The 14,818-nt window shown below is 67.4% G+C and carries 13 protein-coding genes; 8 read left to right on the forward strand and 5 right to left on the reverse strand.

Features of this window, described 5'->3' with window-relative positions:
- Positions 1 to 162: 162 nt before the first annotated feature.
- Genes LDO22_RS12880 through LDO22_RS12890 form a run of 3 tightly spaced genes read right to left on the reverse strand, consistent with a single transcriptional unit; the run spans position 163 to position 5,976 of the window.
- A complete protein-coding gene (locus tag LDO22_RS12880; RefSeq protein ID WP_224023651.1) occupies positions 163 to 3,624 on the reverse strand; it encodes an ATP-binding protein in 3,462 nt (1,153 codons plus the stop codon).
- Positions 3,621 to 4,526 (reverse strand): DUF4194 domain-containing protein, encoded by a 906-nt coding sequence (locus LDO22_RS12885; protein ID WP_224023653.1) that lies wholly within the window; start codon positions 4,524 to 4,526, stop codon positions 3,621 to 3,623. Before LDO22_RS12885 ends, LDO22_RS12880 begins: the two co-directional genes overlap by 4 nt.
- Positions 4,519 to 5,976, reverse strand: coding sequence for a DUF3375 family protein (locus LDO22_RS12890; protein WP_224023655.1), 1,458 nt, complete (start codon positions 5,974 to 5,976; stop codon positions 4,519 to 4,521). The genes LDO22_RS12885 and LDO22_RS12890 overlap by 8 nt, the downstream gene beginning before the upstream one ends.
- Before the next feature lie 260 nt (positions 5,977 to 6,236).
- Here LDO22_RS12890 and LDO22_RS12895 point away from each other — a divergent pair, with 260 nt between their 5' ends.
- From LDO22_RS12895 to LDO22_RS12905, 3 genes are all read left to right on the forward strand, one after another.
- On the forward strand, positions 6,237 to 6,539 hold the full coding sequence (locus LDO22_RS12895; protein WP_224023657.1) for a hypothetical protein: 303 nt from the start codon (positions 6,237 to 6,239) through the stop codon (positions 6,537 to 6,539).
- Positions 6,540 to 6,600: 61 nt separating this feature from the next.
- A complete protein-coding gene (locus LDO22_RS12900; RefSeq protein ID WP_224023659.1) occupies positions 6,601 to 8,601 on the forward strand; it encodes an acyl-CoA dehydrogenase family protein in 2,001 nt (666 codons plus the stop codon).
- Positions 8,602 to 8,665: 64 nt separating this feature from the next.
- Positions 8,666 to 9,514, forward strand: a complete 849-nt coding sequence (locus LDO22_RS12905) for a hypothetical protein (RefSeq protein ID WP_224023661.1) — start codon at positions 8,666 to 8,668, stop codon at positions 9,512 to 9,514.
- Here the strand turns inward: LDO22_RS12905 and LDO22_RS12910 are convergent, their stop codons facing one another.
- Complete coding sequence (locus LDO22_RS12910; RefSeq protein ID WP_224023663.1) at positions 9,515 to 9,913, reverse strand: YchJ family protein; 399 nt, start codon at positions 9,911 to 9,913, stop codon at positions 9,515 to 9,517.
- Positions 9,914 to 10,076: 163 nt separating this feature from the next.
- Between LDO22_RS12910 and LDO22_RS12915 the strand changes: the two genes are divergently transcribed.
- The 5 genes from LDO22_RS12915 (at position 10,077) to LDO22_RS12935 (ending at position 14,275) form a co-directional block, all read left to right on the forward strand.
- Positions 10,077 to 10,730, forward strand: a complete 654-nt coding sequence (locus LDO22_RS12915) for a hypothetical protein (protein ID WP_224023665.1) — start codon at positions 10,077 to 10,079, stop codon at positions 10,728 to 10,730.
- Between the two features lie 39 nt (positions 10,731 to 10,769).
- The gene (locus LDO22_RS12920) at positions 10,770 to 11,774 is read left to right on the forward strand and encodes an aldo/keto reductase family protein (protein ID WP_224023667.1); all 1,005 of its coding nucleotides are present in this window, start codon (positions 10,770 to 10,772) and stop codon (positions 11,772 to 11,774) included.
- The gene (locus LDO22_RS12925; RefSeq protein ID WP_224023669.1) at positions 11,775 to 12,635 is read left to right on the forward strand and encodes an SDR family oxidoreductase; all 861 of its coding nucleotides are present in this window, start codon (positions 11,775 to 11,777) and stop codon (positions 12,633 to 12,635) included. It begins immediately after the preceding gene.
- Positions 12,636 to 12,721: 86 nt separating this feature from the next.
- Positions 12,722 to 13,837: a sulfite oxidase gene (locus tag LDO22_RS12930; protein WP_224023671.1), complete on the forward strand. Its 1,116-nt coding sequence runs from the start codon at positions 12,722 to 12,724 to the stop codon at positions 13,835 to 13,837.
- A gap of 54 nt (positions 13,838 to 13,891) precedes the next feature.
- Complete coding sequence (locus tag LDO22_RS12935; protein WP_142070227.1) at positions 13,892 to 14,275, forward strand: RNA-binding S4 domain-containing protein; 384 nt, start codon at positions 13,892 to 13,894, stop codon at positions 14,273 to 14,275.
- A 16-nt stretch (positions 14,276 to 14,291) separates the two neighbouring features.
- Here LDO22_RS12935 and LDO22_RS12940 read toward each other — a convergent pair whose 3' ends face one another.
- Entirely contained in the window at positions 14,292 to 14,804 is a 513-nt protein-coding gene (locus tag LDO22_RS12940; RefSeq protein ID WP_224023673.1) for a hypothetical protein, read from the reverse strand.
- Positions 14,805 to 14,818 lie beyond the last annotated feature (14 nt).

The following is a 14,818-nucleotide window of genomic DNA, read 5'->3' on the forward strand; positions in this document are numbered from 1 at the left end:
GCCATTGTTCACTCTTGGAACAGCGCGGACCCAGCTTCCCGCAGTACCGATGGGATTTCTTCAGGCGAGGTGTGGTTGGTCATCCCAGAGTGGCACAACGAAAACACCGGCCACCATTGCCCGCACAATAATTCCACCTATTTGTTATATTGCCCGGCTTTCTCAGCGAAGGACGATGTCCACCGGGTTCGCCTCCGACCGCCAGGCGCCCTCCTCGCCGGCGCGGGGACGGATCACCGGCGCTGTGAGGACACCGGAGCGGTTGGTGCGCCGGTCCCGGAGGATCTCGGTGACGGAGCCCAGGTGCCGGGACAGGTCGATCACGTTTTCAGGTGCGGCCAGCAGCAGCTGGAATCCGAATTCGTGCAGCGCCTTAATTCCGGCGCCGGCGAACTCCTCCGACGCGAGCACAAAGGCCTCGTCCATCATCACGGTGCCGTAGGTGGTGAAGCCCTGCTCGGCGATGCCCAGCTGGTAGCTCAGGGCCGCGGCCATGATGAAGGCGGTGAACCGTTGCCGCTCGCCGCCGGACATGGAGCCGGTGTCGGCGTGCATGAACACTTCGGTCTTCTTACCGCCACGGGGGCCGGTGACTTCCCGGTGCTCCTTGCACTGGATGAACAGGTGCCCGCGCACGTCCAGCACCTCGGCCCGCCACCTCCGGTCCTCGGGCGCCTGGGAGCCAAGCCGCTTCACCAGCGTCTCCAGGGATTTGTAGCGGGCGGTGAGCTCGCCGTCGTCGTCCCCCTCAGCGCCGGAACCCTCCGCCCGGCCGGCCTCCGATTTGGCCGGGCGGCTGTGCCGGGCCTTCAACGCGTTCTGGATGGCATCCTTGAACTGCTTGGCCGTCGGTGGCAGCGTCTGCTTGATGTCCAGTTCCAGGTAGCTGCCCTCGTGGAAGTTCACCTGCGACAGGATGCCGTTCAGGGGCAGGATGCGGCTGGTGATGGAGCGGCGTTCCTCGTCCAGCAGGTGCAGCAGGGTACTGAAGGACTCGTGCGTGCGCTGGTTGAAGAACTGCCGGAACTCCGCCTCCTGCGCGGGCAGGCCGTCGTTCACGATCGCGTGGTAGCGCGCCTCGAATTCGCTCGCGGCGCCGATGCTGGTGCCGTGGTCCGCCGAGATGGCGCTGCCCCACTCGCGCACGAAGCCTTCGAAAATGCGGGTAAGCCGCTCCGCCGTCGCCTGCCCCCGCGACTCCGCGGTGTGCAGTTCGCCCAGCAGCGCGGTCCGCACCCGGTTGGCCAGGTTGTCCAGCTCGTGCATTTCCGTGATCTCGCCGAAGTCGGCGAAGTAGGGTTCCAGGGCTTTGACGGTGGCGTCCGACGGCGGCGCCTGGGCCAGGCGGTCGCGCGCGGCTTCCAGCAGGCTGTCGGCAGCCGTCAGCTGGCGGTCGAGTGCCTTGTATTCGCTTTGCAGGACCGCTGCGGACTCGGTGCTGGACTGGTGCTTGTGCCGGACTTCCTCGATGGTGGCACGCAGCGGCTCCAGGTCCGCCTGTGCCGCCAGGGCATCCTTGAGCCGCTGCTCGATCCGCGCCAGCTCATCGGCCGCCACCGCGGCAGACACCTGTTCCCAGGGACGGTCGTCTTCCGCGATCCGGCGCAGTGCGTCAAGCTGCCGGCTCATGCCCTGGTGCGAATCCTCGCGGCTCTGCGCCAGTTCGGCGGCCTTGGCCACTTCCTGCCGGAGGTCCTCCACCTGCCCGGCCACGAGCTCCAGCTTGGCCGCGTTGTCGAAGCCCAGGACGTAATCCTGGCGGCTGGTGAACCGGTCGTCCTTCTCCACCGTGTGGCGGTTGCGCTTGACCACGCCGCCCAGGCTGAGGCCCTTGTCCAGGGCGGCCAGTTCGTCAGGATCCTCCACGCAGGGGTAGGCGAAGTCGAGGGCGATCCGCTCGCGGACCCATTCGCCGGCTTCAGCAGCCGCACCCGAGGCGAGGATGTCCAGCTTGGTGAGCAGGTCGCCGTCGCGCGCGTCCTCCACGGCGAGCGCGCCGCCGGCGAGCGGCTTGGAGACATCCACGGCCCGCAGCGCGCCGCGGACGTTGTGGTCGTTGAGGTAGCGGGTCACGGCGCCGAAGTGCTCGCCGGGAACCAGCAGGGTGGTGGCCAGGTTGCGCAGCGCCCGTTCGGCAGCGGGGCGCCACCGTTCCTCCCCTTCGGCGAGGTCCATGAGCTCGCCGGCGAAGGGCATGCGGTCCTCGGGGATGCCGGTTGCCGCGGCAATGGCGGCGCGGTTTTCAATGCTCGACGGCGGCAGCAACGATTTGCGCGTCTTCAGTGAGACGAGTTCCTGCTCAGCCGCGGCCAGTTCGCGTTTCCGGCTGGCGTGCGCGTCGAACGCCTCGAACCGCAGCTCCTGCAGGGCCTGCGAATCATCCTTCAGCTCGGCGGACCGGGCCGCCGCCTGCTCGTGTGCCTGCTCCCAGCCGGCGGCGCTCCACTCGAGCTGCAGGCCGGCGTCGGCCAGTGCCTGCTGGGCTGCCTCCTCCACCTGTTGGCGGAGTTTCAGGCCAACCCGGGCGTTCTCAAGCGACTGCTCGATTGCCGAGATCGCGTTGCCGCCCTGGTTGTTGTAGTCGGTTTCAAGCTGCCGCAGCTCCTTGGCCAGGCCGTCCCGGACCGCACGCTCGGCGCCGAGTTCCTTGGCCTTTGCCTGCGCCAGCTCGCGGAAACGTACCAGGGTCTTCTGGTGAACCGTGACGGCCAGCTGCTGCCGGTACGCCTCGAACTCCCCGCCCACCAACTCCCGGAGCCGGTTGGCATCCAGCAGCGACTGCGCGTACTCCCTGTTCAGTCCCGGGACCGGAGCCAGCTGGTCCCGCTGCTGCCGGACGTCCTCGAGCCGCTGGCGGATGGACATCAGGTTGCTGAACTCCTCCACCACATCGTCCGCGGCGGCCAGCGTGGCAGGAGCATCCAGGACCTGGTCGCGGAAGAAGGTGTTGACGCTGCCGCCGAGGCCCTTGCCGGCCTGGATGACGCGCAGCAGGGGCAGGGCCTGGTCCGAGCTGATCCCCAGGAGGCGCCGGAACCGCTCCGCGAATGCCTTGTGCACGTCGAACACCTGGGCGTGCGGGAAGAGCGTCTCCAGCGCGCCTTTGGTGAAGCGCTTGTCCGCGATGCCCTCCACCGCCTCAAGGTCCAGCGGCACGTTGTCGATCAGGTAGAACCGGCCCACGCTGGACTCGGTGCCGTTCTTTGGCAGGTCGAACAGGGCCGAGACCGTCACCCGTGTCCCGGCGGCGTTGTCGAACGTGAGGGCGACGGCGGACCAGGTGGCACCCGGGCGCTGGAACGCGCTGGCCGAGCCCTCGCCCACGGCCTTGTCCCCCACCTTGCCGCGCATGTACGTGAAAGTGGTCCGCTTGTCCTCCACGGCACCCGAACGCTGCGCGGCGGCCTCGTTCGACCTCGGCCGGGCGTCGAACACCCGCAGCATCGCATCGAACAGCGTGGACTTGCCCACGCCGGAGTTACCCGTCAGCAGGGTTCCGTTCCGGTCCACGTGCATCGTGTGCGCGCCGTGGAACGTCCCCCAGTTGACCACCTGCACCAGCGCCAGGCGCATCTGCCCGGGGTTGGTCACGTCCCCCAACGGAAGCATGCTCGCGATCGTCACTTGGTCACCTCAGTCTTGCTTTCGTCCGCCTCGGCACCGGCGTCGTCGTCCCCCGCACCGTCCTCGTCCTCGTTCTCGTTCGACGAAGAGTCATCGAGGTCCAGCATTGCCTCTGTGCCGGCGGCGTCGGCCGAAGCCGCTACCAAGGCCTCGATGTGGGCCGGGATGTCGCCGATGTTTTCGAACGGGAGGGCCAGGGGCAGGGCGTTGGAGATGGTGTAGACGTCGTCCAGCCCAGTGGGGAGCAGGAGTTGGCGGGCCAGGAGCTTGGTGATGGCTCGCGTGACCACGTCCGAGTCCCGCAGGGCGTCCTGCTGGCCGGCGGGCTGGTAGTGCGCCACCAGGTCCGTGATTTCCTCGCGGGTGATGGTGGGGTCCGTCTGGGCCGTGACGTGCCGGTCCAGCAGCAGGCGCAGCCGGAGGAGCACGATGGTTTCCACCCGGCTGAGGGCGCGCTGCTGGCGCAGGATGCTGGACCGCGTGTTGCCGCCGATCACCTCCGGATCCACGGGGCGCAGGACGGCGATCTTCCGCTCGTGGTCCAGCTGCAGGGTCAGGAACAGCTCGGAAAGGCGGCTGCGCAGGATCACCTGGTTGTCCAGCAGCACCGTCCAGAGCTTTTCGTCCCGGCCGCCGTCAATGTAGGGGCCCTTGAGGAGCTTCACCAGGGCCTGCCGCACCTTCATCGACAGGACTCCGGTGTCGCCGGGGAACAAGGCGGCGCCGTCGACGAAGGTGTCGCGGGGTGAAACTGCAAAGGGGTACTCAGCGCCCGATGCCGCCCCCGCCCCTTCGCCGCGCGGCTGATCTTCGATCAGCCCAGCGCGCGGCTCCGACAGGCCCGATGCCACTCCCTGGGCGGCATCGGGCGCTGGGGTCGTGTCGTGTGAAACCTCAGTCATCTGAATCCTTTGCGAGCGTGACCACCGGCAGGTAGGCCTTGCGGGTGGAGCCGTCTATCTGTTCGAAGTCCAGGCCATCCCAGGCGCCGCGGTTGAAGTCCGCCCCGGCGTGGAGGGCTTCCGACAAGAGGGCGCGGATGGTGTTGATGTGCTGCTCTTCGGGCGGCAGCTGGTGCCAGGCATCGGCAAGGGTTGCAGCTCCTGCCATGGCCGCCCGGACCACCGCCGGTTTGGCCTTGCCGGTCCTCGGCGAGCGCACCCGGTCCGAGTCCGTGAAGGCGATGGGATCGGCCAGGCGGGGCGGTGCCGCGAACTCGTCGGGATCGAAAAGCTTCACCATGGACAGGGACTCAAAGCCGGCGTTGTAAAGGACCGGCCCGGGGACCAGCCCAGGGCGTTCCCGCTCGTACGGCAGGGAACGGATGGCCTGCTCCGCTTCGCGCAGGACCTGCCGCAGCCGGACCGACTGGCGGAAGTCGTCGCTCTGGACGTAGGTGTTGAGGCTTTCGCTCAGCTTGCCGTAGATGCGCTGGATCTGGCTGTGCTGCTGGCGGAGTTCGGCCACCAGGTTCTTCAGCGTTTCCCGGTCGTCGGGCGAGAGGTCGTCGGCGAACTGCCGGCTCAGCACCTCGCCGATCGCCGACCGGAACCTCAGCTGCTGCTGCGGATCCTCCAGGAACGCCGTGAAGGACCGGAACGTCCTGCCCTCGGGACTTTGGCGGAGCCGCTTGTCGGCTTCCAGGACCTGCGCCATGGTGGCGCCCTTGGTCAGGGACTCCTCGATGATCTGGTTGCGGAGGCCGCCCACCAGTTCCTCGATCCGGTCACGCATCTTCTTGTAGTCCGCGGGCAGGCTGGCCGCCAGGTCCAGGATGTTTCCGGCGGCCTCCACCGCTTCATCGTCGTCCAGCAGGCCGTCGAACTCGCCGGTACTGATGTCCTGGATGAGCTGCTGCCGCTCTTCGATTTCCTCTCCGAGGGCTTCGAGCCGGGCGCTCTGGTCCGGGTTGGTTTCGTTGGCGAGCTTTTCCACGTCTCCCAGCAGGGTGCCCAGGCGGGACCCGTTCAGGGTGGACCGCTCGCTGGAGAGGCTGTCCAGGAAGGCGAGCACACGGGCCGCAGGCTCGGTTGCCTCGTAAACGATCTGGCCTGACTGGTTGCGGCGGGTCAGGAACTGCCGCCGGGTCCATTCGTCGCCAAAAGCCTTTCCGTTGGCCCCTCCTCCCAGCCCGGGATCCTGGCGGCGGAGCTCCTCAAGGAAGGAGTCGACGTCGGCATGGAATTCCTCGAGCGGAACCTGCGGCCGGGTGCGGGTGAAGGAAGCCTGGAGCACGGCAATCACCCACGGCGCCGAACGCGTCAGGGCCCAGGCAGGTCCCTTGGTGAGGAGTTCGAGGTCCCGGAGCCGGGCGCTGATGGCGTCAGCGGATGACCTGGCGGAGCGGGGCACGCACTCTCCTTGGGCTGGTGGGCGGGGGCTGGGCAGGAGGTGGCCCGAAGTGGACGGACCGGAAAACTGCCAACTACAAGGTTAACGCAGGCCGCCGCGACCGCTTCGTGACCTACCTGCGGGTAGTGTTTCAATCCCGTATCAACAGTCACATCTGCCCCATCCAGCACTGGCTGGGCGTGCGGCCGTCCCCCTACGCTTCTGCTACTGGTCTTCGCCACCGCAGTCTTTTGCACAGCAACGTCGCAGCAGGGGGATTCATGCAGTTCGATTTAAGCTCAGTGGAAACAGCCACCCTGGTCTTCATCGGGACCCTGGTATTTGGCGCATTATTAGCCGCCTTCGTCCTCACGGCCGGACTGGTTGCCCTGGTAGTGCTGGGGGCAGGAAAGCTCACCTGGATGGTGGTGGTCAATACCCTGATGGCCGTAGTCCACGGAATCAACGCCGGCTGGGAAAGGCTGGTCCACCGCGCCTCAGCCGTCGAGCTTCCCGGCGATTTCCAGCCCCAGCCATCCCCTAGCACCGGAACCTACCCGCGGGTAATCTTGAGGGACAGCTGAAGGGTTCTCCAACCCGGCGGATCCATGGCTACACCGGCCAATCCGGCCAAGGAGATAACCCATGACCTCCGCAACTGACAGCCAGGCCAAAGACGCCCCGGCTGAAGAAACCCCCGTCCCCGCCGGAAACATCGGCGCCGGAGCTACCGCCGAAGATGCCCGGGCCGTCGCCGAGGCCGCCCGGGAAACAGGCTGGGACCGCCCCAGCTTCGCCAAGGGCCTCTACCTCGGCAATTTCGACCTGGACCTGGTCCATCCGTGGCCCGCCGCGGACCCCGCCTCCGTGGACCGGGGCGAGGAGTTCATGTCCCGCCTCACCGAGTTCGCGAAAACCATGTCCGGGCGGGTCATCGAACGGGATGCGAAGATTCCGGACGAATACATCAAGGGCCTGGCGGACCTGGGTGTGTTCGGGATGAAGATCCCGGAGGAGTACGGGGGGCTGGGCCTCTCCCTGGTGTATTACGGCCGGGCCCTCGCCCTGCTGGGCAGCGTGCACCCGAGTCTTGGCGCCCTTATCTCCGCCCACCAGTCCATCGGCGTGCCGGAGCCCGTCAAGGTCTTCGGCACGCCCGAACAAAAGCGCGAGTACCTTCCGCGGTGTGCCGCAGGCGCCGTCACGGCCTTCCTCCTCACCGAACCCGACGTCGGGAGCGACCCCGCCCGCCTGGGCAGCACGGCAACGCCAACGGACGACGGCGAAGCGTACCTTTTGGACGGCGTGAAGCTTTGGACCACCAACGGTGTGATCGCCGAACTGGTGGTGGTGATGGCCGTGGTTCCGGCGCACACCGACGCACACGGCACCCGGCACAAGGGCGGCATCAGCGCCTTCGTGGTGGAGATGGATTCGCCCGGCATCACGGTGGAGAACCGCAACGCGTTCATGGGCCTGCGCGGCATCGAGAACGGCGTGACCCGCTTCCACCAGGTGCGCGTGCCGGCCGCCAACCGGCTGGGCCGCGAGGGCCAGGGCCTGAAGATCGCACTCACCACACTCAACACCGGCCGCCTTGCGCTCCCGGCACTGTGCGTGGCGTCCGGTCGATGGAGCCTGAAGATTGCCCGCGAATGGTCCAATGCGCGCACCCAGTGGGGCAGGCCCGTGGGTGAACACGAGGCCGTGGGTAAGAAGATTGCGTTCATCGCGGCCTCGGCCTTTGCCCTGGACGCGGTGTTTGAACTGTCCGCCGAACTTGCCGATGCGGGGCAGAAGGACGTCCGCATCGAAGCGGCGCTCGCAAAGCTCTGGGCCACGGAAATCAGCTGCCGGATCGCGGACGAGCTGGTCCAGATCCGGGGCGGGCGGGGGTTCGAAACGGCCGAGTCACTGGCCGCCCGCGGGGAACGCGCAGTACCGGCGGAGCAGCAGCTGCGGGACCTCCGCATCAACAGGATCTTCGAAGGGTCCTCCGAAATCATGCGGCTGCTGATTGCACGGGAAGCTGTGGACGCGCACCTTGCCGCCGCGGGCGACCTCGCCTCCCTGGATGCGAGCCTGGCCGACAAAGCGAAAGCCGCCGTCGGCGCTTCCGGCTTCTACGCCAAGTGGCTCCCCAAGCTGGTGGCGGGCGCCGGCATGGACCCCCGCTCGTATGGCGAGTTCGGCAGGCTGGCCAGGCACCTTCGCTTCGTTGAACGCTCATCGCGGCGCCTGGCACGGCAAACTTTTTACGGCATGGGTCGGTGGCAGGCCAAGCTTGAGCGCAAGCAGGCGTTCCTGGGCCGCGTGGTGGACATCGGCGCGGAACTGTTTGCCATGACCGCCTGCTGCTCCCGGGCCGAGATGCTCCTCAAGTCCTCCCCTGACAAGGCCGCCGGCGCCTACGAGCTCGCCGATGCCTATTGCGAGCAGGCAAGGGTGCGCGTGGACGAATACTTCGACCAGCTGTGGCGGAACACGGACGACGCCGACCAGGCACTGACGCACAAGGTCCTCGCCGGCGATTATGAATGGCTGGAAGTGGGGGTCCTGGACCAGTCCGAGAGCACGGGCCCGTGGATCGCCGACGCTTCGCCCGGGCCTTCTGCCAAGGAGGACCTCCACCGGAAGTACCGGTAAAACTGCAGGTCACAAAATAGTAAGCACGCTTGCTATCACTCGGGGCGGGTGGTTGAGTTGAGCCATGAGCAGCTCAACGGACCCAGAGAACCTGCCTCCCCGCCGTTCCCGGGAGGACGAAACCACCCGGGGCGGAGGCCACCGGGAAGCAGCCGCGGACGACGCCGCCACACGCTCGATGGACCAGGCACCGGTCCGCCCCAGGGACCGCGACCGGGCCGTGGACCGGGACTATGTGGCGCCGACGGCCGAGCGGACGTACGCTCCTGCCCCGACCAGAGCGACACCCGTGGTGGCACCCGCGGCGGACCCAACCCTGGCAGACAGGGAAACTGCCGTGGCGCGCCAGAAGGAGCGGTTCGGCGGCATCAAGGTTGGCTCTGCCTTCTTTGGCTGGCTGACCGCCACCGGAATGGCCGTCCTGCTGACCGCACTGGTGGCAGCGGCCGGGACCGCCGTGGGCCTCGCCAGCAACACCGACGTCAACCAGGCCGTAAACCAGGCCGCCCAGAACAGCGGCACGGTCGGTTTGGTGGGGATCATCGTCCTGCTGGTGATCCTGTTCCTCTCCTATTACTGCGGCGGCTACGTGGCAGGCCGCATGGCCCGCTTCAACGGCGTCAAGCAGGGGATCATGGTGTGGATCTGGGCCCTGATCGCGGCCGTTGTGGTGGCGATCCTGGGGCTCGTGGCAGGGCAGCAGTTCAACGTCCTGGCCAACCTGAACAGCTTTCCGCGCATCCCCATCAATGAAGGACAGCTGACCACCACCAGCATTATCGCCGCGGTGGTGGTTGCGGCGGTGGCCCTCGTGGGTGCGGTGCTCGGCGGCCTGGCGGGCATGCGGTTCCACCGGAAGGTTGACCGTGCCGGGTTCACCCCGGACAGCGAGTTTTACGACGACGAGGAGTAGTCAGGCGAGGATGTCGCCGTCCACGTACAGCCAGTGCCCGCCCTCCCGGACGAACCGGCTGTTCTCGTGAAGGACGCCGCGGTCCTTGCCGTGCCGGTAGAACGCCTTGAATTCCACGGTTCCCTCCGTGTCGAAGGGACCCCCGTTCCCGGTGGCCACAATGTCCAGGCGGCGCCATTCCATGGCAGGGTCCAGGTCCAGGGCTGCCGGCGCGGTGGACGGATGGTAGGTGCGCAGAAGGTAGGCCTCGTCGAGCAGGGCAAAGGCGCTGTACCGGGACCGCATCAGCTGTTCCGCCGTGGCGGCCTCCGCCCGGCCGGAATGGAACCGGCCACAGCACGCCGCGTACGGATCTCCGGACAGACATATGCAGTTTGCGGAATCTTTTGATGCGGTCACCCGGTGATGCTGTCATATCGGGTAACAGCTTCGCTACAACCTGGCACCGGGCCCTGCCCGCCCGGGCACGGCCGGACAAAAATCCGTATGGTGGAGAAGGAGCTTTGCGCCCGGCCTTGTGCGCCGCACGCGGGCCCAGGATGTTGGCCAGAGAGGAGAAGACGTGGAGAACCCGGACACTCTCGTCCTCAACCTGACCTTCCTGGGCACGATGGGCGTGGCTCTCCTGATGTTCCTGGTCCTCTTCCTGCTTGGAGTTATCACCCTGGTCCTCGCGGGCCTGGGGCGCCTCACGGCCGTCGTGCTGATGACCCTGCTCGGGCGGGCGCCCGGCAAACGGGACTCCGCCGGTTCCGCCGGCGCACCCGCCCGGCAGCCCCGCCCGCGAACGACGTTCCGGGAACGTGCCGCCGCGCTGAAGCCGGGCCGGCTGAAGGAGTCGCTGCGGACCGCCGTCGTACGCCGCCCGAAACTTGCCGCAGCCCGCCCTGAACCGCAGGTCCTCGCCGAAGACTGGGCCTCCGCCGTCGCGGAAGCCGACAAGCGCGCCCAGGCCAGGGCGCGGGCGGCTGCACCGGAAATCAAACTGTCCGTGCGGGATCTTCCGGATCCGGCCGTCCCCGCGGACAAGGTCTACGAGGTAGCCCCGCTGGTGGAGTCCGCCCTGCACAACCACCGGCCGCCCCATGAGATGCCGCGGTCCTTCAAGAAGCCCCAGCCGCTGCATCCGCTGCCGCCGCTGGATACTGGGTCCCTCGTATCGCTGGCCGGCCCGCAACAGGTACTCAAGGAGCAGCAGGCCAAGGAGAATGGCTAAGCCCTTACCCTGAGCAACCATGTGGGTTAGCGTGAACACATGGAATTCAGATACCTCGGAAACAGCGGCTTTAAAGTCTCGGAAATCACGTTCGGCAACTGGCTGACCCACGGTTCACAGGTGGAAAACGACGTCGCAACCCAGTGTGTGCGCGCCGCCCTCGATGCCGGCATCAGCACCTTCGATACGGCGGACGTCTACGCGAACACAGCAGCGGAAACCGTCCTGGGCCAGGCCCTGAAGGATGAGCGCCGCGAGTCCCTGGAAATCTTCACCAAAGTCTTTGGCCCCACCGGCCCCAAGGGCAAGAACGATCTTGGCCTGTCGCGCAAGCACATCATGGAATCCATCAACGGTTCGCTGCGCCGGCTGCAGACGGACTACGTGGACCTCTACCAGGCCCACCGCTACGACTTCGAAACGCCGCTGGAAGAAACCATGCAGGCGTTCGCGGACATCGTCCGGCAGGGCAAGGCGCTGTACATCGGCGTAAGCGAATGGACAGCGGAACAGCTCCGCGAAGGCCACAAGCTGTCCAGGGAACTGGGCTTCCAGCTCATCTCCAACCAGCCGCAGTACTCCATGCTCTGGCGCGTGATCGAGGCCGAGGTGGTCCCGGCGTCGGAAGAGCTGGGCGTGTCTCAGATTGTCTGGTCGCCCATGGCCCAGGGTGTCCTCAGCGGCAAGTACCTGCCCGGCCAGCCCGCCCCCGAAGGCACTCGCGCCACGGATGAAAAGGGCGGTGCCAAAATGATCCAGCGGTGGATGCGCGACGACGTCCTGGCAGCCGTGCAGGAACTGAAGCCGATCGCCCAGGAGGCCGGCGTCACCATGCCGCAGCTCGCTGTGGCCTGGGTGCTGCAGAACCCCAACGTTGCATCCGCCATCGTGGGCGCCTCCCGTCCGGAGCAGATTGCCGACAGCGTGGGCGCGGCCGGCGTGAAGCTGGAGGCGGAGGTCCTCAAGCGGATTGACGACGCCGTCGGTGGCCTCGCCGAACGCGACCCCGCACAGACCAAGTCGCCGGCTACCCGGGAAGCCTAAGTGGCATCCCGGACGGAACTGCCGGACCTCGCTGTCACCGGATCCACCGGAGGCCTGGGCGGAATGGTGGCGCGGCAACTTGCCGCGTCCGGTTTCGCCCAGCGCCTGCTGGTGCGCGACGCCGCACGCGCTCCGCAGCTGGATGACGCACATCCGCTGGTGTGTTCCTACGGGGACGGCGCCGCCTCCCGCCAGGCGCTGGACGGGGCGAAAGTCCTGTTCATGGTGTCCGCCGCCGAGGCCGAAGACCGGCTGCAGCAGCACTACGCATTCGTGGATGCTGCTGCAGCTGCCGGGGTGGAGCACGTGGTGTACACCTCCTTTTTCGGCGCGGCACCGGATGCCACCTTCACCCTGGCCAGGGACCACTACGCCACCGAGGAACGGATCAAGGCGTCCGGGATGGCGTACACCTTCCTGCGCGACAACTTCTACCTCGACTTCCTGCCGCTGATGACCGGCGACGACGGCGTGATCCGGGGCCCTGCCGGGGATGGTGTTTTCTCCGGGGTGGCGCGGGAGGACGTTGCCCGCAGCGCCCACGCCGTGCTGCGGGATCCTGCCATCCACACGGGCAAGACGTACGACCTGACCGGCCCGGAGGAACTGAGCATGGCGCAGGCTGCCGAGGTGCTGAGCGCCGGCACGGGGCGGTCGGTGCGCTACCAGCCGGAGACGGTGGAGGAAGCCTACGCGTCACGGGCTTCCTACGGCGCCCCGCAGTGGCAGCTGGACGCGTGGGTCAGCACCTACACGGCCATGGCGGCCGGCGAGATGGCAGGGCTTTCGCCGGATGTGCACGGACTGACCGGGCAGGACCCCATCAGCCTGGCCGAGTTCCTGACCCGGCCGGTGCTGTAGCCCGGTTAATTTCGTTGACGGGCGGGTTGGCCCGGCGTAGACCTGTGGCGGGGGGACTTTAGTCCGCCGAGCAGAATCGCACCGCCATGAATCCCAGCAACCAGCAGTCCACCCGGCAGGAGCCAGCGCCTGCTCCGGCGCCAGCCGCACAGCCTTCCTCCGGCCCGCTCACCTCGGAGGAACTGCAGCTCGCCGCCCGCAACCATTCCATGCCGCTGGAGGCACTACGCCGCGAGGTCACGCCGCCCGGACTCCACTACGTCCTCACGCACTTCGACATTCCCGACCTGGACGTTTCCTCCTGGCACCTGCGGATCGGCGGTGCCGTGGAACGTGCCCTCGAGCTGAGCATGGCCGCGCTTCGCCGCGACCCGGCCATCACTGTGCCCGTCACCCTTGAGTGCGCGGGCAATGGCAGGTCGCTCCTGGAGCCGCGGCCCCTCAGCCAACCCTGGGTCCTGGAGGCGGTGGGCACCGCACAGTGGACCGGCGTGCCGCTTGCCTATCTTCTGGGCAAGGCCGGGGTGCTGCCGGACGCGGCGGAGGTGGTGTTCACGGGGGCAGATGCCGGGGTGCAGGGCGGCGTCCCCCAGCGCTACGCACGCAGCCTGCCGATTCGCGAGGCCCTGCGTCCCGACGTCGTCCTTGCCTACAAAATGAACGGAGCCGTTCTGCCGCCGCAGCATGGTTACCCGCTGCGGCTGGTGGTCCCGGGCTGGTACGGGATGGCCAGCGTCAAGTGGCTGGAGTCCATCGAGGTGGCCAGGGCACCGTTCACCGGCTTCCAGCAACAGGTTGCCTACCGCTACCAGAGCTCCGCGGACGACGGCGGGAGCCCGGTTTCGCGGATCAGGGTGCGCTCGTTGATGGTCCCGCCGGGTGTCCCGGACTTCTTCACCCGGCGGCGTTTCCTCCGTGCGGGCCCGGTGATGCTGGAGGGCCGGGCATGGTCCGGGGAAGGCGCCGTGACCGCCGTCGAGGTGGGGATCGACGGCACCTGGCTGCCCGCCCACCTGGATAAACCGGCAGGTGGTTTCGCGTGGCGGAGGTGGAGCCTGCCCTGGGTCGCGGACCCGGGCGAACACGTCCTGGCCTGCCGCGCCACGGACATCACCGGCGCCACCCAACCACAGGAGCAGAACTGGAATTACCAGGGAATGGGAAACAACGTGGTGCAGCGGGTCACCGTGACGGTGGAGTGACGCTGGACCGGCTTCCCGGGGCGGCACCCCCTGGGGCTATACTCGGTGCCAATTATGACCAGCCTCCCATCCGCTCCCGCCAGTGTCCGAATCGATGCGTGGCTGTGGGCCGTCCGCGCCTACAAGACGCGGTCTGCCGCCACTGCAGCCTGCCGCGCAGGGCATGTCCGGCTGAACGGCAACCCCTCCAAGGCTTCGGCAACGCTGGTGACCGGCGATACCGTCACGGTCCGCATGCCAGGCTACGAGCGCATCCTTGAGGTGCGGCGGCTCATTGCCAAACGCGTCGGGGCCGAGGCGGCATCGCACTGCTTCACCGACCACACTCCCCCGCGGCCCGTCCTTCCGGCGCTTGGGTTGCCGCAGCGCGACCGGGGCGCCGGACGGCCCACCAAGAAGGACCGCCGAGAGATGGAGCGGTTGCGGGGCCCTGCCTAGCGGACGTGCTGCCGCGTCAGGCACCCGCCTTGGTGCGTGCCTGCACCAGGTTGGCGAACGGCAACCGGCCATATTCCTCCACAAAGGCAGCGTGGTAACCCGCTTCCGCGCTGCTCAGCTGGCCGGCCGGAAGTTCCTTCCACGCAACGGCCAGTGATTCCGCGTCAGCGAGCTGCCAGACAAGCCGCCCGTCCCAGTGGCCGGGCGGCTTTCCTTGCCCAAAGTCAACGAACTCCTGGATCTGGCGCCGAAGCCCCCGGTTACCCTTGCTTCCGGGTCCGGCCTTTCCCAAGTAGAGAACGACCGCGGCGTCCACCCATTCGGTGGCCAACACGGCTTCGGGGAGGGAAGGGTCCTTCTTCTTGAAGACTCCGGCGGTGCTTTTCGTGAGAAAGCGCCCCTGGAAGTCTTCCGGCACAACGACGGCGAAGAGGCCTGTGCCCTGCGGAATCCTCATGGTTTCGAGGTTTCGGATAGGCCGGAATCCGGCGAAGCCTTCGACCTTCAGGCCCTTCCTGGTGAACTGCATAATTCATTGAACCG

It is taken from the genome of Arthrobacter sp. NicSoilC5 (assembly GCF_019977395.1).
In the GTDB taxonomy this organism is placed as follows: Bacteria; Actinomycetota; Actinomycetes; order Actinomycetales; family Micrococcaceae; genus Arthrobacter.

Excerpts from the sequence above, each read along its gene's own strand:
- LDO22_RS12885 (WP_224023653.1), bottom strand. The coding sequence starts at position 4,526 with ATGACTGAGGTTTCACACGACACGACCCCAGCGCCCGATGCCGCCCAG.
- LDO22_RS12895 (WP_224023657.1), top strand. The coding sequence starts at position 6,237 with ATGCAGTTCGATTTAAGCTCAGTGGAAACAGCCACCCTGGTCTTCATC.
- LDO22_RS12900 (WP_224023659.1), top strand. The coding sequence starts at position 6,601 with ATGACCTCCGCAACTGACAGCCAGGCCAAAGACGCCCCGGCTGAAGAA.
- LDO22_RS12905 (WP_224023661.1), top strand. The coding sequence starts at position 8,666 with ATGAGCAGCTCAACGGACCCAGAGAACCTGCCTCCCCGCCGTTCCCGG.
- LDO22_RS12920 (WP_224023667.1), top strand. The coding sequence starts at position 10,770 with ATGGAATTCAGATACCTCGGAAACAGCGGCTTTAAAGTCTCGGAAATC.
- LDO22_RS12930 (WP_224023671.1), top strand. The coding sequence starts at position 12,722 with ATGAATCCCAGCAACCAGCAGTCCACCCGGCAGGAGCCAGCGCCTGCT.
- LDO22_RS12935 (WP_142070227.1), top strand. The coding sequence starts at position 13,892 with ATGACCAGCCTCCCATCCGCTCCCGCCAGTGTCCGAATCGATGCGTGG.
- LDO22_RS12940 (WP_224023673.1), bottom strand. The coding sequence starts at position 14,804 with ATGCAGTTCACCAGGAAGGGCCTGAAGGTCGAAGGCTTCGCCGGATTC.